Annotated in this window: 20 protein-coding genes and 1 tRNA gene; 11 read left to right on the forward strand and 10 right to left on the reverse strand. The window is 69.5% G+C overall.

From position 1 onward, the window contains the following. Nucleotides 1-82 precede the first annotated feature (82 nt). The 3 genes from ABC766_RS25545 to ABC766_RS25555 all read left to right on the forward strand — a co-directional run bounded on the left by ABC766_RS25545 (nt 83) and on the right by ABC766_RS25555 (nt 1,096). Nucleotides 83-736 (forward strand): Maf-like protein, encoded by a 654-nt coding sequence (locus ABC766_RS25545; protein WP_043380104.1) that lies wholly within the window; start codon nt 83-85, stop codon nt 734-736. Continuing rightward, nucleotides 733-915 carry a DNA gyrase inhibitor YacG gene (locus tag ABC766_RS25550; RefSeq protein WP_075380462.1) on the forward strand — a complete coding sequence of 61 codons (183 nt, stop codon included), beginning with the start codon at nt 733-735 and terminating at the stop codon, nt 913-915. The genes ABC766_RS25545 and ABC766_RS25550 overlap by 4 nt, the downstream gene beginning before the upstream one ends. Nucleotides 916-1,020: 105 nt before the next feature. Then, nucleotides 1,021-1,096: transfer RNA gene (locus ABC766_RS25555), tRNA-Phe, on the forward strand. Nucleotides 1,097-1,279: 183 nt separating this feature from the next. Here the strand turns inward: ABC766_RS25555 and ABC766_RS25560 are convergent. After that, nucleotides 1,280-2,032 (reverse strand): Crp/Fnr family transcriptional regulator, encoded by a 753-nt coding sequence (locus ABC766_RS25560; RefSeq protein ID WP_345819774.1) that lies wholly within the window; start codon nt 2,030-2,032, stop codon nt 1,280-1,282. A 254-nt stretch (nt 2,033-2,286) separates the two neighbouring features. On the opposite strand from ABC766_RS25560, the gene ABC766_RS25565 reads away from it, so the two are divergent. Beyond that, the gene (locus ABC766_RS25565) at nt 2,287-3,276 is read left to right on the forward strand and encodes a phosphoribosylaminoimidazolesuccinocarboxamide synthase (protein ID WP_075380461.1); all 990 of its coding nucleotides are present in this window, start codon (nt 2,287-2,289) and stop codon (nt 3,274-3,276) included. 41 nt (nt 3,277-3,317) lie between these two features. Here the strand turns inward: ABC766_RS25565 and ABC766_RS25570 are convergent, their stop codons facing one another. From ABC766_RS25570 to ABC766_RS25585, 4 genes are all read right to left on the reverse strand, one after another. Next, nucleotides 3,318-3,599 carry a DUF2312 domain-containing protein gene (locus tag ABC766_RS25570; RefSeq protein ID WP_020091862.1) on the reverse strand — a complete coding sequence of 94 codons (282 nt, stop codon included), beginning with the start codon at nt 3,597-3,599 and terminating at the stop codon, nt 3,318-3,320. A gap of 55 nt (nt 3,600-3,654) precedes the next feature. After that, nucleotides 3,655-4,836, reverse strand: coding sequence for an alpha/beta hydrolase (locus ABC766_RS25575; protein WP_345819775.1), 1,182 nt, complete (start codon nt 4,834-4,836; stop codon nt 3,655-3,657). A gap of 86 nt (nt 4,837-4,922) precedes the next feature. Next, complete coding sequence (locus ABC766_RS25580) at nt 4,923-6,287, reverse strand: MFS family transporter (protein WP_043347663.1); 1,365 nt, start codon at nt 6,285-6,287, stop codon at nt 4,923-4,925. 102 nt (nt 6,288-6,389) lie between these two features. Further along, complete coding sequence (locus ABC766_RS25585; RefSeq protein WP_345819776.1) at nt 6,390-7,202, reverse strand: hypothetical protein; 813 nt, start codon at nt 7,200-7,202, stop codon at nt 6,390-6,392. Here ABC766_RS25585 and ABC766_RS25590 point away from each other — a divergent pair. Together ABC766_RS25590 and ABC766_RS25595 are read left to right on the forward strand one after the other, a co-directional pair. Next, entirely contained in the window at nt 7,191-7,328 is a 138-nt protein-coding gene (locus tag ABC766_RS25590) for a DUF1236 domain-containing protein (protein WP_335633083.1), read from the forward strand. The genes ABC766_RS25585 and ABC766_RS25590 overlap by 12 nt on opposite strands. Before the next feature lie 258 nt (nt 7,329-7,586). After that, a complete protein-coding gene (locus tag ABC766_RS25595; protein WP_345819777.1) occupies nt 7,587-9,584 on the forward strand; it encodes a methyl-accepting chemotaxis protein in 1,998 nt (665 codons plus the stop codon). A 13-nt stretch (nt 9,585-9,597) separates the two neighbouring features. Here the strand turns inward: ABC766_RS25595 and hrcA are convergent, their stop codons facing one another. Beyond that, a complete protein-coding gene (hrcA, locus tag ABC766_RS25600; protein ID WP_085987606.1) occupies nt 9,598-10,653 on the reverse strand; it encodes a heat-inducible transcriptional repressor HrcA in 1,056 nt (351 codons plus the stop codon). Nucleotides 10,654-10,820: 167 nt separating this feature from the next. Between hrcA and rph the strand changes: the two genes are divergently transcribed. The 3 genes from rph to hemW are packed head-to-tail and all read left to right on the forward strand — an operon-like array spanning nt 10,821 to nt 13,374. Continuing rightward, nucleotides 10,821-11,534 carry a ribonuclease PH gene (gene rph, locus ABC766_RS25605; protein ID WP_043380092.1) on the forward strand — a complete coding sequence of 238 codons (714 nt, stop codon included), beginning with the start codon at nt 10,821-10,823 and terminating at the stop codon, nt 11,532-11,534. Next, on the forward strand, nt 11,531-12,160 hold the full coding sequence (rdgB, locus tag ABC766_RS25610; protein ID WP_043758149.1) for an RdgB/HAM1 family non-canonical purine NTP pyrophosphatase: 630 nt from the start codon (nt 11,531-11,533) through the stop codon (nt 12,158-12,160). The genes rph and rdgB overlap by 4 nt, the downstream gene beginning before the upstream one ends. Before the next feature lie 38 nt (nt 12,161-12,198). Then, entirely contained in the window at nt 12,199-13,374 is a 1,176-nt protein-coding gene (gene hemW / locus ABC766_RS25615; protein ID WP_345819778.1) for a radical SAM family heme chaperone HemW, read from the forward strand. On the opposite strand, the gene ABC766_RS25620 is transcribed toward hemW, so the two are convergent. Beyond that, nucleotides 13,375-14,640 carry a penicillin-binding protein activator gene (locus ABC766_RS25620; protein WP_287089436.1) on the reverse strand — a complete coding sequence of 422 codons (1,266 nt, stop codon included), beginning with the start codon at nt 14,638-14,640 and terminating at the stop codon, nt 13,375-13,377. 134 nt (nt 14,641-14,774) lie between these two features. Between ABC766_RS25620 and rsmI the strand changes: the two genes are divergently transcribed. Together rsmI and ABC766_RS25630 are read left to right on the forward strand one after the other, a co-directional pair. Further along, entirely contained in the window at nt 14,775-15,746 is a 972-nt protein-coding gene (gene rsmI / locus ABC766_RS25625) for a 16S rRNA (cytidine(1402)-2'-O)-methyltransferase (RefSeq protein ID WP_345822839.1), read from the forward strand. Beyond that, on the forward strand, nt 15,743-16,132 hold the full coding sequence (locus ABC766_RS25630) for a YraN family protein (protein ID WP_182591643.1): 390 nt from the start codon (nt 15,743-15,745) through the stop codon (nt 16,130-16,132). Before rsmI ends, ABC766_RS25630 begins: the two co-directional genes overlap by 4 nt. A 78-nt stretch (nt 16,133-16,210) precedes the next feature. Here ABC766_RS25630 and ABC766_RS25635 read toward each other — a convergent pair whose 3' ends face one another. The 3 genes from ABC766_RS25635 to ABC766_RS25645 form a co-directional block, all read right to left on the reverse strand. Next, nucleotides 16,211-16,600 (reverse strand): response regulator, encoded by a 390-nt coding sequence (locus ABC766_RS25635; RefSeq protein ID WP_043345829.1) that lies wholly within the window; start codon nt 16,598-16,600, stop codon nt 16,211-16,213. Between the two features lie 256 nt (nt 16,601-16,856). Beyond that, nucleotides 16,857-17,969, reverse strand: a complete 1,113-nt coding sequence (locus ABC766_RS25640; protein ID WP_345819779.1) for a L,D-transpeptidase — start codon at nt 17,967-17,969, stop codon at nt 16,857-16,859. Nucleotides 17,970-18,045: 76 nt separating this feature from the next. Next, nucleotides 18,046-19,020, reverse strand: coding sequence for an extensin family protein (locus ABC766_RS25645; protein WP_345819780.1), 975 nt, complete (start codon nt 19,018-19,020; stop codon nt 18,046-18,048). Nucleotides 19,021-19,083: the final 63 nt, after the last annotated feature.

Genomic DNA, 19,083 nt, shown 5'->3' on the forward strand with positions numbered 1-19,083 from the left:
GGTGGATCGAGCCTGTCCCGGCCGACGAAGGGCCGCCGCGCAGGGCGCGCACGGCTCCGGTCGATTGTGCGAACGGAACATCATGGACGCCAAACCTGAAGCGATCGGCGCGACGCAGGGGCCGACGGCGCGACTTGTGCTCGCCTCCGCTTCGCCGCGCCGCCTCGCGCTGCTGCAGCAGATCGGCATCGAACCGGCGGCTCTCCTGCCGGCCGAGATCGATGAGACGCCCCGCAAGGCTGAGCCGCCCCGCGAACTGGCACGCCGCCTCGCCCGGACGAAGCTCGCGACGGCCGAGGCGGCGCTGCACCTCCAGGACACCACGACGCCCACCTGGCTCCTGTCGGCCGATACGGTTGTGGCGGTCGGGCGGCGGGTCCTGCCGAAGGCCGAGATCCCCGACGAGGCCGCGGATTGCCTGCGCCTGCTCTCCGGACGTCAGCATCGCGTCTACACGGCGGTGTGCGTCCTCTCGCCCCGTGGACGCAGGGAGCGGATCGTGGAGACCCGCGTCCGATTCAAGCGGCTCTCGGGCCGCGATATCCAGGGCTACGTGGCGTCGGGCGAATGGCGCGGGAAAGCCGGCGGCTACGCGATCCAGGGCCTGGCGGGGGCGTTCGTCGTCAAACTGGTCGGCTCCTACAGCGCCGTGGTCGGGCTGCCCCTCTACGAGACCCTGAGCCTCCTCGACGGGGAGGGGTATCCCGTGCGGGCCGGCTGGGGCGCCCTGGCATGAGAAGCGAGCGCCGGCCGCCCTGTCCGATCTGTCGGCAACCGTCCACACCGGAATTCCAGCCGTTCTGTTCTCAGCGGTGTGCCGACGTCGATCTCGGACGGTGGCTCAACGAGCGCTACGCGATCCCCGAGGACCTCGATTCCGACGAGGTTCCGCCCGAGCCCGATCCGGAGCGATGAATTTTTCCGGCATTTCCGTCGTGTCGACGTCACGGCAAGGCTGGACAGGCCGCGAAGCACTGACTATACCCCGCGGCGTCCGAGGCCGACACCGGCGCGGACGACGCCCAGGTAGCTCAGTTGGTAGAGCATGCGACTGAAAATCGCAGTGTCGGTGGTTCGATTCCGCCCCTGGGCACCATCTTCCCGCTGAGTGCCCGCTCCGGTAACGGTTAGCGAAAACGGCGCCGCGTTATCTCCCTACCGATAGATCCAGACTTCGGTCCCGCGTCGGCTTGGCTTTGGCTTTCGACGGCGGTCGATACGTCGGGCAGGGTGACAGCGCGCCCTCGTCGGCTCGAAAGCCGGCGCTCTGCCGACTGGCTCAGCGAGTCTCCGCATCCCGCAGATGCAGATAGGCCGGATCGAATCCGGCGGCGGCCTGCAGCCCCGGCCAGTCGTGGACGGTCAGGCGGCGGTCGCGCAACGTGATCAGCCCGGCCGATTTGAGATCCCGGATCGTGCGGTTGACGTGAACGGACGTTATGCCGAGGGCGTCTGCGAGTTCGGGCTGCGTCATGGGCAGCTCGCAGGTCCGATCCGGTGCAAGCCCGACCGCGCCGAGGCGGGTCACGAGTTCGCAGAACAGGTGGGCCATCCGCGCGTAGGCGTCGCGGCGACCGGTGTTGAGCATCCATTCGCGGACCAGAGCGGCGTCGATGAGGGTGGCGCGCCAGAAAACCTCGGTGAGGCGCGGATGCGCACGCATCAGCCCGCGGACCGCGTCATGCGAAACGAAGCCGAGCCTGCAGGCACTGACCGTGGCGATGTTGATGTCGAGCACCTCCAGATACAGGCTCTGGAAATCGGGCACATCGCCCGGGACGTGGTAGGTCATCACCTGCCGCTTGCCGGCCAGCGTCGACTTGTAAGTGCAGGCGATCCCGCTGAGCAGGGTGAAGCTTCGGGTGGGGCGGTCGCCCTCCCGAACGATGTCCTGATTGGGCTCGAACTGCGCCACCTGCATCGGCAGCGCGACGAGGGCGGCCCGCTCCGCATCGCTGAGCGTGAACAAGGCGACGGTCTCGATCCGGCGCAGGAACGGTTGTCGGCTTGCTTGGTGCGGTGTCTCGAACATTGCGCCTCGGCCGTCCGGCGGCACCGGCCGGCATTTCGCAGTCGGCAATTCACCGTCTGCCATCCACGGCAAGGATAGGGCCGACGGCCGGGCCCGGCCAGAGCGGCAGGGCCGCTCGCCCACTGCCGCGGGGGTCGGGGTGGCGGCCGGAGCTGCGCGCCGGGCCTCGGTGAAACCCGGGACTGGAATTCTCCGCCCCATCCGCGCACAGAGATCAGGCGGCGCAGTCGCCGCACAGCCTGACGGAAAGCCCGATGAAGACGGCAGATCTCGCCCCGCACGCGCACCAGGTCCTGCGCGACGCGACCCTGCCCGAACTGCCGAACCATTATCGCGGCAAGGTCCGGGACAATTACGACCTGCCCGACGGCCGGCGCATCCTCATCACCTCGGACCGGATCAGCGCCTTCGACCGGGCGCTCGCGGCGATCCCCTTCAAGGGCCAGGTCCTAACCCAGACCGCGCGCTACTGGTTCGAGCGGACGGCCGACATCTGCCCGAACCACGTCATCGCCTATCCCGACCCGAACGTGGTCGTGGGCCGGCGTCTGGAGATCCTGCCGGTGGAGGTGGTGGTTCGTGGCTACCTCGCCGGCACCACCTCCACGTCGGTCCTGACGCGCTACCGCGCCGGGGAGCGGGATATGTACGGCCACCGTTTCCCGGATGGCATGCGGCCGAACGAGCGTCTGCCGGAGGCGATCATCACGCCGACCACCAAGGCGTTCGACGGTGGCCACGACGAACCGCTGACCGAGACCGAGATTCTGGAACGCGGGCTGCTCACGTCCGAGCAGTGGCGCACCGTGTCCGACGCGGCGCTGGCGCTGTTCGCCCGCGGCACGGCGCTGGCGGCCGAGCGCGGTCTCATCCTAGCCGACACGAAATACGAGTTCGGCACCGATCCCGAAGGCCGGATCGTCCTCGCCGACGAGATCCATACGCCCGACAGCAGCCGGTACTGGTTCGCGCAGAGCTATCCGGAGCGCTTCGCCGCGGGTTCCGCGCCGGAGAGCTTCGACAAGGATTTCGTGCGCAATTGGGTCGTCGCCCGCTGCGATCCGTACAAGGACCCGATTCCGGAGATTCCCGCGGAGGTCGTCCTGGAGACGGCCGCGGTCTACATCCGCGCCTACGAGACGATCACGGGGGCGCGCTTCGTCCTGCCGGATCCGAGCGAGGAGCCCTTGGAGCGCATCCGGCGCAACATCGCCGCCTATCTCGCGGGCTCCCCGCAGTCCTGAGGGGAGGGCGGCGCGCGCGGCGCCGCACTCCGTCGAGAGGATCAGGCCGCGGCCGCGATTGGGGCCGGCGAGGGCGCATCCATGGCGCGCAGGTAGACGTCGAGGAGCGTCTCCTGCTCGTCGCGCTCATCCTTGTCCTGCTTGCGGATCTTCAGGATCTCCTTGAGCACCTTGACGTCGAGACCCTCGCCCTTGGCCTCGGCGAAGACCTCCTTCTTGGCCTCCATCAGGTCCTTGATCTCCTCCTCCAGCCGTTCCACGCGCTCGATGATCGAGCGGATGCGGTCGCCCGCGACGCCCACGGTGTCGGTCATGTCGGTCATGCATTCCCTCGTCGGATGACGGCGGCACCCTCGCCGGGACAGGGTAAGCGACCGGTTAAGGACGGCCCGGCGCGTGGACCCGGTTCTCGATCCAGCCGACGATCGCATCCGCCACCGCATCGCTGTTCGATTCCAGCATCATCATGTGGCCGTTGCCGTGGATGCCGTGCTCGGCGAGCGCCAGCCGGTCCGGTTTCGCGCCCGCCTGGGCCAGGAATGCAGCTGTGCAATCATCCATGGTGGCGCGGAACGAGGCTTCGGCGGTGACGAGCACGGCGGGCACGCGGGCGAGGTTCGGCAGCGTGCGAGCGGGCTCGGCCTGAAGCCAGCAGCGGATCTTGTCGGGTGCGGCGGCGCGGTCGTCCTGAACGACCGTCAAATCGGCCGGGCTGCTGACGGGGGGCTCGAAATGCAGCGGCACCCGGGTGATGCCGTAGGGCCGGGCCCGCGCCTCCCCGACGCGCTCGTACCAATCGGCGCCGCCCTTGAAGCGGATGTCGAAGAAGGTCGGCCCGTTGGGCTCGACGGCGACATGCGCCTTCACGAGGTCGGGGCGCTGATCGGAGACCGCCCAGCCGAAGACGCCGGCCTGCGAATGCGTCAGCAGGATCGCGGGGCCGATCTTCTCCAGAAGGGCGATCAGGGCCGGATCGACCAGTTCCTCGCTCTTCAGTGCGCTGGCGATATAGGGGACCTGGGACAGGTAGAACTGGTCGAAGGCGGCGTTGCCGCGCACCCCCGGGCCGCCCGGCCACTGGCTGTGCAGCTTCGCCTGCGGGTAGAGCGGGACGCGTTCCTGCCCGGTGAACACCGTCTCCAGATCCTCGACGGGCAGGCGGGCATAGGTCCCGTAGGTCTCCGGATCGCCGCCCGAGCGGCCACGCCCGACCTGATCCACGACGTAGACCGTGAAACCCTTGGCGGCGAAGCGGTCAGCCCAGCCAGGCCGTCCGTCCGGCGTGCCCAGGAAGTTGGTCCCGGTCTGGGCGGTGCCGTGCACCAGAACAATCGGATAGGGCTGCGTCACCCGCGCCGGTGCGCGATACTCCACGAACATCTGCCCGGAGGCCGTGGTCTTGCCTGCCGCCGTCGCGGAGCGGCCGCCGACGAAGAAATACCCCGCGGGCTGTTTCGGCTTGAACGGCGTGTCGCCGGAGCCCCCCTCGGTGGCCTCGGATGCCGAAGCGGTTGCGAGGCAGAGCAGGGTCAGTGCCCCGGCGGCGGCCTTCCTGAGCATGGCGTCCTCCCGCGGACGTCTGGCGCGTCCGGCGGGAGGCATATCAGCGTGAAAGTCGGGCCCGGTCCAGCCGGACGGCCCACCGGTCAGGCGTGTGCGAGGCCGCGCTTCTTCCCCAGCGCCTCCTCGACGGTGCCGGCGCCGTCGAGATAGCCGTGGACCTTGGGGTTCGGCATGATCAGCGACGCCACGAAGGCGATCGCCATCAGGACGGTGACGTACCAGAAGAACGTGCTCTCCATCCCGTTGTCCTTGAACCACAGGGCGACGAACTCGGCGGTACCGCCGAAGGTAGCGTTGGCTACCGCATAGGAGAGGCCGACCCCGAGGGCCCGGACGTTGGTGGGGAACAGCTCCGCTTTCACGATGCCGCTGATGCCCGTGTAGAACGACACGACCGCGAGCCCGAGGGTGATCAGCGCGAAGGCCAGATAGGGATCCTTGTTGGTGCCGAGCGCCGTCATCAGCGGCACCACCATGAGTGTGCCGAGGCCGCTGTAGAGCAGCATGTTCGCCTTGCGGCCGATCTTGTCGGACAGCGCGCCGAAGATCGGCTGGATGATCATGTAGACGAACAGCACCACCGTCATCGTCTGCGAAGCCGAGGTCTTCGGCATGCCGGCGGTGTTGACGAGATACTTCTGCATATACGTCGTGAAGGTGTAGAAGCTCAGGGAGCCGCCCGCCGTGTAGGCCACGACGACCAGGAACGCCCGCCAGTGCTTCGACAGCTCGGCGAAGGTGCCGGCGGTCTCCTTGTCACTGCTGTCCTTGGTCTCGGCCAGGGAGCGTCGCAGATAGAGTGCGACGACCGCCAGCCCGGCGCCGATGAAGAACGGGATGCGCCAGCCCCAGGCGGTCAGTTCCGGGCCGGTCATCACCGCCTGGAGCAGGACCAGGACCAGCGAGGCCAGAAGCTGGCCACCGATCAGCGTGACGTACTGGAAGGAGGCGAAGAAGCCGCGCCGGCCCTTGATCGCGACTTCGCTCATGTATGTTGCAGAGGTGCCGTATTCGCCGCCGACGGACAGGCCTTGGAGCATGCGGGCGAGGAGCAGCAGCACCGGGGCCAGGGTACCGACATGCTCGTAGGTCGGCAGGATGCCGATCAGCAGCGAGCCGAAGCACATCAGCAGCACCGAGACGACCATCGAGGTCCGGCGTCCGACACGATCGGCGATGCGCCCGAACAGCCAGCCGCCGACCGGTCGCATGAAGAATCCGACCGCGAAGATGCCCGCGGTCTGGAGGAGCTGGCTGGTGGAATCGCCCTTCGGAAAGAAGGCCGGCGCGAAGTAGAGGGCGAAGAACGCGTAACAGTAGAAATCGTACCATTCGACGAGATTGCCCGAGGACGATCCGACGATGGCCCAGATGCGGCGCTTGCGGTCTGCGGCGTCATCGTGGGCGCTCGGTGCGATACCGATCGTATCGTCGCGCGAGGCGGACATGGCGTCTCCGTCGATCAATCTCGATGCCGGCCTGGGCCGGTCTCTACTTGGTGCGGCGCGACGTTACAGGTGACTGGCCTGATCGCAAGACCGTGAGCGGACTTAGCCGAGGACAGCGCGCGCGGGTGTCACCGGCGGCACGGCCACGACGCCGCGGGACGGAACGGTTCGCCCCGAGGCCCGTTGCGGGCCGGCATGGGCGTCGGGGATGGTCCGACGGCCGCAGGAGGAGAGGCCATGAAGCGCATTCTGAGAGACACGGTTGCGGCGGCCATGGTCGTGGCCGGAGCGGCAACGGCATTCGCGCAGGGCGGCCCAGGCGGCGGGGGCGGCCCCGGCGGCGGCGGACCCGGCGGTCCCGGTGGAGCTGCCGGCGCAGGCGCGGGCGCCGGTCCGGCCGGTGGCGGCGGTGCTGGCGGCGGGATGCGGGGCGGTGCCGGCGGCGCGGACGGCGGCGCGATGCGCGGGCCTGGCGGTGCCGAGGGCGGTCCGCGCGGCACCGAGCCGGGTGGACCGGCGGGTCGCGGTGCCGAGGGACCGGGCCGCCCGGGTGGCGCCGCCGAGCGCAACGGATCGTCCGATCGGGCCGGCCCGGCCGCGAAGCCCGATGCCGGTGATCCCGGTGATCGCGGTGACCGGAGCGAGCGCGGTGCCCGTGAACCCGGTGCCGGCGGCGAGCGCGGCAATCGCGACGCAACCGGCCCCGATCGGGGCGGCCGCGGTCCGGCTGGCGAGCGGGGCGGTCGTGCCGGCGCCCGCGAGGGCGGCGCCGTTCGCGGTGCGGTCGGCCGCCTCGATACCCGGCAGCGGACCGAGTTCCGCAGCTCGATCACCCGCCTGGGCGTGTCGCCGCTCCGGGACGTGGCCTTCGGTCTCGCGGTCGGCACAGCGATCCCGCGGTCGGTGACCCTGCACCGACTGCCGCCGGCGATCATCTCGATCGTGCCGGAATACGAGGGCTACGAGTTCATCCTCGTGCGCGACGACATCGTGATCATCGACCCCGACACCTACGAGATCGTGGACGTGATTCCGGCCTAACGCCTGGCCGCGCGTCGGTCGAAACGGCTCTTCCGGCCGCCGACACACCCGCGCAAGCAAAGCACACGATCATCACCGTCGATCCGGTCCGCGCCCGACAAGGCGCGGACCGGCTTTGCGCGGGAAATGGTGTCGCGCCCGATCGACGTCCTGATCCATGCCATCCACGATCTGATAAAAAGAACACAGACGCCACAGGTAGCGGTTTAGGTTTGAATTTGGCCTCGTCAGGCGCGACTCCTGAAGATCGGGGTGTGCATGTCGATTGAAATCGGTGGCTTTTCTGGAGCGGCACGCCGTGGACGCGTCGGGATATCGGGTCGCGCGACACTCCTGATTCTCGCGATCGTATCGGCGGCCCTCGTCGCCTGTTCGTCCTATCTGTACCTGTCCCAGTCCAGCACCCTGCAGGGCGACGTCGACGCCAGCATGTCGAGCCTGAGCGGATCTGCCGCCCGCAGTGTCGGCAACTGGCTGCGCGGCAAGCTCGATCTGACGCAGATGATGGCTCAGCAGATCACCGCTGGCGGCCGTGAGTCGGACACGGATCGGGTGCTCGACGCGCCCATCATCCGCGACTCGTTCTACGTCAGCTTCTTCGGGCGTCCGGACGGGTTCTACACCAAGATGCCCAAGGCCGAGATTCCGCCGGGTTACGATCCGCGTCAGCGTCCGTGGTACAAGCAGGCCGCCGCGACGGACGGCCCGATCCTGACCGAGCCGTACATCTCCGCCAGTCGCGGTACCATCATCATTACGGCGGCGGCGCCGGTGAAGGATGCGGCGCACGGTCTCGGCGGCGTGGTCGGAAGCGATTTCGACGTCTCGGCTCTTGCCCGGATGATCACCGAGGTCGCGCCGGGTGACGGCGGTTATGCCTATCTGGTGTCGGGCGCTGGCACGATCCTGATGCACCCGCGGGCCGCGTTCATCGGAAAGCCCCTGTCGGAGCTGATTGACGGTCCGGTTCCCGGCATCGCCGCCGGTCGGGCGGCGGACACGCGCGAGGCGGGACGGTCCGTCCGCACGGTCTTCGCGCGCGTCCCAAATCTGCCGCCGGCGCTCGACTGGTACATCGCGCTTTCGGTCGACCACGCCACCGCGTTCGCACCTATCACGCATCTCGCGCAGAACTTGGCCATCGCAACCGCGATCACGCTGCTTCTGCTGGCCGTCACTGTCAGCCGGATGATGGCCGCGACTGTCGCACATCCCCTAGACCGACTTGTGGAAGTCCTTCAGCGCATGAGCCTCGGCGACCTCGATACCGAGATCGCCGAGGCCAGGCGCCGAGACGAGATCGGGACGGTCGGGCGGGCGGTCGAGGGTATCAAGGCCGTTGTGGCGCAGAAGGCACGTCAGCAGGAAGAGGCTCGGCGCTCGGCCGAGGCGGCGGCCGCAGCGGAGCGCAAGCGGGCCATGACGGCCCTCGCCGATGGTTTCGAAGAGGCCGTGGGCACGATCGTCGGTTCGGTGTCGTCCGCGGCGTCCGAGCTTCACGCCACCGCCCAAGCCCTGACAAACACCGCCACGCAGGCCGCGGCACGATCCAGCAGCGTCGCTGCGGCCGCCGACCAAGCCTCGACCAGCGTCCGCACCGTCGCGGTTGCGGCCGAGGAGCTCGGCGCGAGCGTGCGCGAGATCGCCGGGCAGGTCGCAGGCTCGTCACGCCTCGCCCGGACGGCCGTGGACGAGGCCGACGAGACGGGACACCGCGTGCAGGCGCTGTCGGAGGCGGTATCCCGGATCAGCGACGCCGCCGGGCTGATCGCCTCGATCGCCGCGCAGACCAACCTGCTGGCCCTCAACGCCACCATCGAGGCGGCGCGCGCCGGCGAGGCCGGGCTCGGCTTCGCCGTGGTGGCGGCCGAAGTGAAGGATCTGGCTGCGCAGACCGCCCGCGCCACCGAGGAGATCAACGATCATATCGCGCGCGTCCAGGGCTCCACCGGCGAAGCCACCCGGGCACTCGACGGTATCGTCACGCGGATCCGGGACATCAACGCGGTCGCCGCGGCCGTCGCCGCCTCAGTCGAGGAGCAGGGGGCGGCCACGCAGGAGATCGTCCGCAACGTGACCCAGGCGTCGGACGGGACCGCGGACGTGACGGTGAATATCGCCGGGGTGGCCGGAGCCGCCGCGCAAACGGGCGAGGCCGCGCGACAGGTCCTGGGCTCAGCATCGGATCTGTCGCAGCACTCCGCGCGCCTCGGTGTCGAGGTCGCACGATTCCTGGATTCGGTTCGGGCGGCCTGAGGCCCGACAGGACCTACCGGCCGCCGTCCAGAAGCTTCGACACCACCCGCGCCGTATAATCCACCATCGGCACGATGCGCGCGTAGTTGAGGCGGGTCGGACCGATGACCCCGACCACGCCGACGATCTTCTGCGATCCGTCGCGGAACGGCGCCGCGATCAGCGATGACCCCGAGAGGGAGAACAGCTTGTTCTCGGAGCCGATGAAGATACGCACGCCCTCGCCGCCCTCGGCACGGGCCAGCAGGTCGATGACGTCCTTCTGGGTCTCCAGGTCGTTGAACAGCAGGCGGATCCGCTCCAGATCCTCGACCGCACGCAGGTCGTCGAGCAGGTTGGCCTGGCCGCGAACGATCAATTGGCGCGCTTCCGTCGGCCCCACCGGCGTTGCGAGCCCCGCATCGACGAGGCGTTCGGTGATCGCGTCGAGCTCGCGCTTCATGGCCTTGCGGCCGGCCTCGATCTCGGCGCGCAGCGACCCCAGAGTGCGGCCCTGCAGGCGCGCGTTGAGGAAATTCGTGGCCTCCTGAAGCGCACCCGCCGGAAGTCCGGGCGGCAGATCGACGATGCGGTTCTCGACGGAGCCGTCATCCGAGACGAGGATGACGAGGGCGCGGGCCGGATCGAGCCGCACGAACTCGATGTGCTTCAGATTGACGTTGGCCTTGGTGGTCAGCACCACGCCGGCCCCCCGCGAAACGCCCGACAGCATGGTCGAGGCCTCGGCCAGGGCGGAATCGAACGTGTGGCCCGAGGCTGCGGCCCGCATCTGTGCCTCGATGCGCGCCTGCTCGTCCTGGCTGACGTCGCCGAGTTCCAGCATCGCGTCGACGAAGAACCGCAGCCCGAGTTCGGTCGGGAGGCGTCCGGCCGAGGTATGCGGCGCGAAGATCAGGCCGGAATGCTCCAGATCCGCCATCACGTTCCGGATCGAGGCCGGCGACAGCGCCATCGGGAGGATCCGAGCGAGATTCCGGGAGCCCACCGGCTCGCCGGTCGTGAGATAGCTCTCGACGATCTGCCGGAAGATCTCGCGGGCGCGCTCATTGAGGGCGGCGAGGGCCTGCATGGATTGGCCGTTGGCAAAGTTGGGACTGGGGTGTGTCACGCGGTCATCCTGTGGTCCGATCATGCGCAACCGACCCGCGCGGATCAATCCGTATGGCGATGCTTGCCCGTGATGTCGCGGCGGCCTAAGAGCCCGGCCCTCGACACTCTCGACAGAAGGGGCCCGCGATGCGGCCTTCCAAGCGTGCCGCCGACGAGTTGCGGCCCGTGAGCCTGGAGCGCGCGGTCTCGCGCTACGCAGAAGGCTCGTGCCTCGTCAGCTTCGGAAATACCCGGGTGCTCTGCACCGCGTCGCTCGAAGAGCGTTCGCCCCCGTGGCTGCGCGGCTCGGGCAAGGGCTGGGTCACGGCGGAGTACGCCATGCTCCCGCGTGCGACGCACGAACGCACCCGCCGCGAGGTTGGTTCCGGGAAGCCGTCGGGTCGAACGCAGGAAATCCAGCGGCTGATCGGCCGGTCCCTCCGGGCCGTCACGAACCTGCCGGCCATGGGCGAGCGTCAGGTGACGATCGATTGCGACGTCATCCAGGCCGATGGCGGCACCCGGACGGCCGCCATCACCGGCGCCTGGGTGGCGCTGCACGATTGCTTCGCATGGATGCGGACGCGCTCGATCATCTCGGTCGATCCCCTGCGCGACCATGTCGCTGCCGTCTCGTGCGGCCTGTACAAGGGCATGCCGGTCCTCGATCTCGATTACGCCGAGGATTCCGCCGCCGAGACCGACGCCAATTTCGTGCTCACCGGGCGCGGCGGCATCGTGGAGGTGCAGGGCACCGCCGAGATGGAGCCCTTCACCCAGGAGCAGCTTCTCGAACTTCTCGGCCTCGCCCGCGCCGGCACCGAGCGGCTGGTCGCCCTGCAGAAGGAGGCCATCGCGTGAGCCGCCGCCTGACCGGGAAGGTGGTCATCGCCACGCACAATGCCGGCAAGCTCACCGAGATGCGCGAGCTGCTCGCGCCGTTCGGGGTCGAGGCGGTGTCGGCCGGCGAACTCGGACTGCCCGAGCCCGAGGAGACCGGCACGATGTTCGCCGAGAATGCCGCCATCAAGGCGAAGGCGGCGGCCGACGCCACCGGACTGCCCGCCTTCGCGGACGATTCCGGCCTGTGCGTCGACGCCCTCGACGGAGCGCCGGGCATCTTCTCGGCCCGCTGGGCCGGCCCGAACAAGGATTTCGCGGCCGCGATGGCGCGGATCTTCGCCGAGCTCGACGACCGTGGCGCGGCCGACCGCCGGGCCCATTTCGTCTCGGCCCTGGTCCTGGCTTGGCCGGACGGCCATACCGAGCTGTTCGAAGGGCGGGTGTTCGGCGACCTCGTGGCGGCGCGGGGGACCGCCGGCTTCGGTTACGACCCGATCTTTCGGCCGGACGGCCACGCGCGCACCTTCGGCGAGATGAGCGCCGAGGAGAAGCACGGCGTCGACTGGCAGAAGGGTCAGGGGCTCTCGCACCGGGCCCGGGCCTTCGTGGCGTTGAGCCGGGCCTGTCTGGCCTCCGGTTCCTGATTGCCAAACGGCGCGGTCGCGCTCACATCCCGGTCATCATGGTATCGACCGGCCCGGACCATCCGACCCGCGACGTGGGTTTCGGAATCTACCTGCACTGGCCCTTCTGCGCGGCGAAGTGCCCGTATTGCGACTTCAACAGCCACGTCCGCCACGCGGGCGTGGACGAGCCGCGCTTCCTCGCGGCCTTCCGGGCCGAGATCGCCCACACGGCCGCCCGCACGCCGGGACGGACCGTCACCAGCATCTTCCTCGGCGGCGGGACACCCTCGCTGATGCAGCCCGCGACCGTGGCGGGTCTGCTCGACGCCGTCGCGGAACACTGGCCGGTGGCTCCCGGCGCCGAGGTTACCCTCGAGGCCAATCCGTCGAGCGTCGAGGCCGGACGCTTCCGGGGCTACCGCGCCGCCGGGGTCAATCGGGTTTCCCTCGGCATCCAGGCCCTCGACGACGCGTCGCTTCGGACCCTCGGGCGCCTGCACGACGCCGCACAGGCCCTGGAGGCGATCACGCTGGCGCAATCGGCCTTCGAGCGGACCTCCTTCGACCTGATCTATGCCCGGCCCGGACAGACTCCGGCGCTGTGGCGGGCGGAGCTGAAAGCGGCGCTGGCGCGGGCCGCAGAGCACCTCTCGCTCTACCAGCTCACCATCGAGCCGGGGACGCCGTTCCACGGCCTCGCCGCCGCCGGCAAACTGGTGACGCCGGACGACGAGGTCGGACGCGCCCTCTACGACGTCACCCAGGAACTCTGCGCAGAGGCCGGCCTGCCGGCTTATGAAATCTCGAACCACGCCCGGCCCGGGGCGGAGTCGCGGCACAACCTGCTCTATTGGCGCTACGGCGAGTATGCCGGCATCGGTCCCGGGGCGCACGGGCGGCTCGTGACTGCGGGGGGACGGATCGGGACCGTCACCGAGCGGTCGCCGGAATCTTGGCTGGCCCGGGTCGAGCGCGACGGACACGCCGTCGTCGAGACCGAAACGCTCACGGCCGCCGACCAGGCCGACGAGTTCCTGGTGATGGGGCTTCGCCTTCGCGAGGGCATCGATCCGGATCGCTACGCTGCCCTCAAGGGCCGGCCGCTGAACGGCAACCGCATCGGCATGCTGATCGGCGATGGCGTGCTGGAGCGGCTTCCCGGCGGCCGCATCGCCGCGACCGCGAAGGGGGCGCCGGTGCTCAATGCCCTGGTTGCCGAACTTGCGGCCTGATCAGATCCCGGGCTTTGCCAGCACCCGCGGCGCGGGGCTGACGGGTATCGCGGCATTGTTGCGGATCTCATAGACCGCCAGGGACCGCTCGCTCTGCCCGTCCGGCCGGAAGCGGAAGGTCCCGTCGATGCCGGCGAAGCCGGAGCCATTCGTGAGGGTGGTCTCCGCGAAGCGCTGCGAGCCGTAGCGTCGGGACAAAGCGGCCGCGAGCATCACCGCATCATAGGCCAGGGATGCGACGCGCGGCGGAACGGTGCCGAACCGGGCTTGGTAGCGGCCGCTGAAATTCGAGAACCCGGTGCGGTCCGGCGAGGCGAAGCGGCCGCCCTGCAGGGCGGGAAGGGCGAAGAGCGACGGCTCGTTCCAGAGGGCGGTGCCGATGGGGCGTATCCGGGCGGGCGAGAAGCCAGCCTTGGTCAGTGCCGCGGCCACGCCCGGCAGCGCGTCGGCGGTTTCGGGGATGAACAGCGCGTCGGCGGTGGCGCCCGGCCCTGCGATGACCCGGGTCAGCCGTTCCACCGCCGGACCCGGCGCGCCAGCGGGGTAGCGTTCGACGGCGGCGACCCGCGCGCCCTTCCGGGCAACGGCCTCCCGGAACTCCGCCTCCACGGCATTGCCGTAGGCCGTCTCGGGGATCAGAGCCGCGAAGGAGCGTTTTCCGCCGGCGACGGAATCCTCGACCACGCGGTCCACCTCCGGTTGCGGCAGGAAGCTCAGGAGGTAGACGCCCCGGCTGGCCACGGTCACGTCGGTCGAGAAGCCGACCACCGGCTTGCCCGCCGCTCTGGCCGCGGCCGCCGCCGTCTGAACATTGCCGGCGAAGAGCGGACCGAGCACGATCTCGGCCCCCTGGCGCAGCGCCTCCTGCGTCGCGTCCCGGGCGCCGTCCGGGCTGCCTCGGTCATCTTCCACCAGGAGCGTCAGGTCGGGTTGCTGTGCCTCGTCGTAGGCGAGTTGTGCCGCGTTGCGCATGGCGGCGCCCACCGTTGCCCCCTGGCCGGTCAGCGGCAGCACGAGGGCGACCTTGACGGCTCCGGAGCCGATGCGCCCGGTGCCACCCGCCGCCGGCATCGGCGGCGCTGCGGGTGCGGGCGGCGGTGCCCCGGGAACGGCCGCCGGCGGCGTCAGCTCGGCCTGTGGCGCCGTCGCGCGCCGAGCGATGTCGGTGCCGAGGCAGCCGCCCAGTGACAGCAGGACGGCGCACAGCGCAGCGGTCGGGGCGGTGACGCGCACGAGACGGTCCCGCATGCTCGTCGGGCGCGCCATCGCGCGGACTCCTCTCGGCAGGCACCGCAGCCTGACGATCGGAATCCGAATTGTAAACGCGGAGCGGCAGAGTTGCCCCCGGTCGGACGCCTTCACCGCGACGGGAGACGGCCGGTGTGGCAAGATCACCGATGATGACACGCCGATTCGATGCCCCGGGGCCCGCCGCCCCGACCCGAGCTCCGTCCCCGAAGCTCGCCCCCGATCGGCCGCGCAACACCACCTTCACGGCCTTCGGTCTGGCGAGCGAGACCGAACCCCTGTCGCCGGGCCTGCACATCGTGGCGACGCCTATCGGGAACCTGCGCGACATCACCATCCGGGCCCTGTCCACCCTGGCGGCCGCGGATGCGGTCCTGGCCGAGGACACCCGCGTCACCCGGAACCTGCTGGCGCATTACGGGATCACGACACCGCTGCTCGCCTATCACGAGCATTCCAACGATGCCGTGCGGGAGCGGATGATCGCGCGGCTGCGCGCCGGCGAAGCCCTGGCTCTCGTCTCGGATGCCGGGACGCCGCTGGTCTCGGATCCCGGCTACAAATTGGTCCAGGCCGCGATCGAGGCGGGGATCGCCATCACGCCGGTTCCGGGCCCGTCGGCGGTGATGACGGCCTTGGTCGCAGCGGGTCTGCCGACCGATCGTTTCTTCTTCGAGGGCTTCCTCCCGCAGAAGGCCGGCGCCCGGCGCAACAGGCTGGAGGCACTGATCCAGGTTCCCGGCACGCTGGTCCTGTTCGAATCGCCGCATCGCCTGCCCGACATGCTGGCGGATGCCGCTGCGGTGCTCGGCCCGGAGCGCCCGGCCGCCGTGACACGGGAATTGACCAAGCTCTACGAAACCATCCGGCGCGATACCTTGGGCAGCCTGAGCGAGCGCTTCGCCCAGGAAGGGCCGCCCAAGGGTGAGATCGTGGTGATCATCGGTGCGGCGACGACGCCGGAGCGAACGATTGATGCGGATGCCGCCCTCGACGCGCTGATCCTGTCGGCGCTGGAGCGGCACTCGATCAAGGATGCCGCCAGCCTCGTCGCTGACGAGACCGGACAGGCGCGGCGTCAGGTCTATTCGCGGGCGCTAGCTTTGGCGCGGGGCCAGGGATGAATGGGGCTGTGCCGGACCGGACCGGCCGGCGCCGCGCCGCCTATCGGCGCGGCCACCACGCCGAATGGCTGGCGCTGGCCGCACTGATGCTCAAGGGCTACTGGCCGATCGGCCGGCGCGTGAGCATGGCCGGGGGCGAGATCGACCTCGTCGTCCAGCGCTGGAACACCATCGTGTTCGTGGAGGTGAAGGCGCGTGCCAAGCGTGACGACGCGCGGGAAGCGATCGATGCCGCCAAGCGGCGGCGCTTCTCCCGCGCGGTCAGGGCGTGGATCGGGCGCAACGCGTGGTGTGCCGGTGTGACGTTCCGTGCCGACGCCGTTTTCGTCGGGGCCCGCGGGTGGCCGGCCCATGTCGAGCAGGTCTTCACGATCGAAGGGCTCTGAAGCCGCGGTCAGGAACCGCGGCGTCTCGCCTCACCCGACAGCCGCCGTGCTGGGGACGCGCCGGTTACCCGGCGTGCGTCAGGCGCGGGCGGCCCGGATCGCGCCGATCAGCGTGCGCTTGAGATCAGCCTGGCTGAAGGGCTTCTGAACGACGGGCCGGTCGCGGAACGGCTCGCGGATGCCCGCGCCGCCGTACCCGGTGGAGAAGACCAGCGGCAGGTCGCGCTTGGCGATGGCCTCGGCCACGGGATAGATCGGCTCGCCCGCCACGTTCACGTCGAGGATGGCGACCTCGAACGCTTCCTGCGACGCCATTTCCAGCGCGGAGGAGAGCCGTGCGGCCGGCCCGACAACGGCACAGCCGAAATCGAGGAGCATGTCCTCCAGAAGCATGGAGATCGCGGCCTCGTCCTCGACGACGAGAACGCGGACACCGTTGAGAACGTCGTCGTTGGAGTCAGCAATCACGCCGGGCCGTCTTCCCTTCGAACGCCCCGTTTCCGGGGATCATGCCGTGCGGTCGGTCGAGCCACGCGCACCGCGACAGCAGCGCTCGTATGAACGAGCACGGCCCGAAGGATGGCCCGCGAGACAACCTGTGGCGTCGCCCGTATTCCGCAACGTGTCAAGCGTTCCCGGCCCGTTCCGATGGTGCGACCGCGCGCTATGTTAACGCCTGATACATTTTTGTCCGCCCGGCAGCCGGGCGGATCGAAGCGGGCGATCAGTCTTCCTTGAAGACGACCTCAGCACCGCGCGTGACATGCGCGGCAAGGTCGCGGGCATTCCAATTGGTCAGCCGGATGCACCCATGGGATTCGGTCTTGCCGACCTTCTCGGGCTCCGGCGTTCCGTGGATGCCGTAGCTCGGGATCGCCAGATCGATCCAGACCAGACCGACCGGGTTGTTGGGACCGGATTGGATGGTGAACTTGTGCTGCGCTTTCACGCCCTTGAATGCGTATTTCGGATTGTACGTGTAGTCGGGATTGAACGCGACGCCCTTCACCTTGGTGCCGCCGCTCGGCGCTGGCTTCTCGGAGCTGCCGATCGAGGCGGGGTAGTAGGCTAGCAGCTTTCCGTCGGCGCCGAAGGCCCGGACGTCGCGGCTCGCCTTGCCGACCTCGATGCGCTCGACCTTCGGACTTTCGGGGAGGTCCTTGGCCTTCGGCTTGTCGGTCCCCATCGGCTCCACGGCCGCGACGGCGATGACCGTGCCGGCCTTGTCCAGGGACTTGCCGGGATTGAGCGCGCTGACGAGGTCACGGCCCATGTGGAAGCGTTCTGCGAGCATCTCCCGGGCATTGGTGTACCCCAACGTCTTGAGCTCGGCCTGCTGCTCCATCTTGGGCGGAATCCGCTCGACATAGGGCCCCGAGGCATCGGATTCGGTGATCGTATAGTCCGTGACGACGGGCTTATCGCTCGTCGCCTGGAGTTTGTCCCAAACCTCAGGATTCAGGCTCTGCGTCGCTGAAAGCCCCTGCGCCACAGCGAAGACGGAGAGCGCGCGTTTGTAATTTTCGCCGGTCCGGCCGTCGATCGCGCCGGGATAGAAATGCGCCCGGTCGAGCAGCACCTGCGCCTTGACGATCAGCGGGTCGGGCTTCTCCGCGGACGCAGCGGCCCGGCGCGCCTTCGTGTTCGGCTTGGCATCCCGATCCTTGCCCGCTTCCGGGGGCGCCAGGGCGGCGGCGTTCACGGTGTCGGCGGTGAGCGCCGGCGGCTGCGCCGCTTCGGTCTTCCGGTCTTTCTCGGGCTTGGCCGCCGCGCCTTGCACGACGAGACAGCTCGCCACGAGAGCCGCGCCAACGGGCCGCCAGGATTTTGGGATCATCGACGTCGCAATTCCGGAGAGCGGAGGCGCTCCCGTGCCAAAAAGCGCCGAGCCGGCCGGAACGTTCCACGCGAGGCTACTCGCACAGCCGGTGGCCCGCATTGCGATCCCGCTGGTCCACATGAAGATGGTTGGCGTGGGCGGCGTTCGAACCCGGCCCCAGGACCGTGCGGAAGAAGCCGCAGGCCTTGGTGCGCACCGCGCCCAGGAACTGCGCCTCCTCAGAGCCGTCCGGCATCGCCTTCACGGGGATGCTTGCGCGTCCGGCGAAGGCGAAGCCCATGATGTCGGCGGCATTGGCGAAGGCATGCTCGCTCAGCTTGGCATCGATGTCGTGATTCTGGCCTCGGCAGACATAGGACCCGCCGAGTTCGAGGGCGGTCAGGGGATGCTTCAACGTCCGCTCGGCCTCGACCTGCACCTCGGTGACCCAGCGCGCCAGGGCTTCGGCGGCCCGGCAGGTCAAGGTCGCGCCCTGCGGCAGCGCCACGCCGTCGGCGAATTTCGTCACCTTGAGCGGCAGCGGAGCGGTGCATTGCCCTTCCGCGATGGGCGCCAGCGGCTCGAAATCGACGCCGAGTCGCTTCAGGCGCGTCCGGCAGGCCGTATCGTCCGGCGGCGAGACCTTAAGGGCCAGGGCCGCCCCGCCGGACAGTTCCGGCGGGCGCTCGGGCGGCGCGGGTGGCGGCGTCGGGATCTCGGGTTTGGACGCCTCCTGCGCGGATTCCTTCGAGCCGTCCTTCGGGCTTTCCTTCGCGGATTCGGAGGCCTTTTCCCGGCCGGGATCCTTGACCGGCTCCTTCGCCGGCTCCGCGACGGCAGGCTTCAGTTCCGGAGGCCGGGCCGGCGGGGTCGGCGGCGCCGGCTCCGCAACGGGTGGCTTCAGCGTCTCAGGGCGTTCGGGCGGCAGGGGCGGGGGCGTCGGCACCGAGGCGGCGGGCGTTTCGGCAGCCCCGACCGGATCGGCGGCGAGCAGGCCGAGCGCCAATGCAAGGGCCACCCCGGCGCGCATGACGGACGGAGGGCGGATCGACAGAGTGCGTCCCGGCATGGGGCCTCGAAGCGTGGGCGTTGGCCTCTACAACGGACGAGACGCCATTCGGATCGCGCCCAT

Origin of the sequence: Methylobacterium fujisawaense, assembly GCF_039619325.1 — a bacterium.
GTDB classification, from domain to species: domain Bacteria; phylum Pseudomonadota; class Alphaproteobacteria; order Rhizobiales; family Beijerinckiaceae; genus Methylobacterium; species Methylobacterium fujisawaense.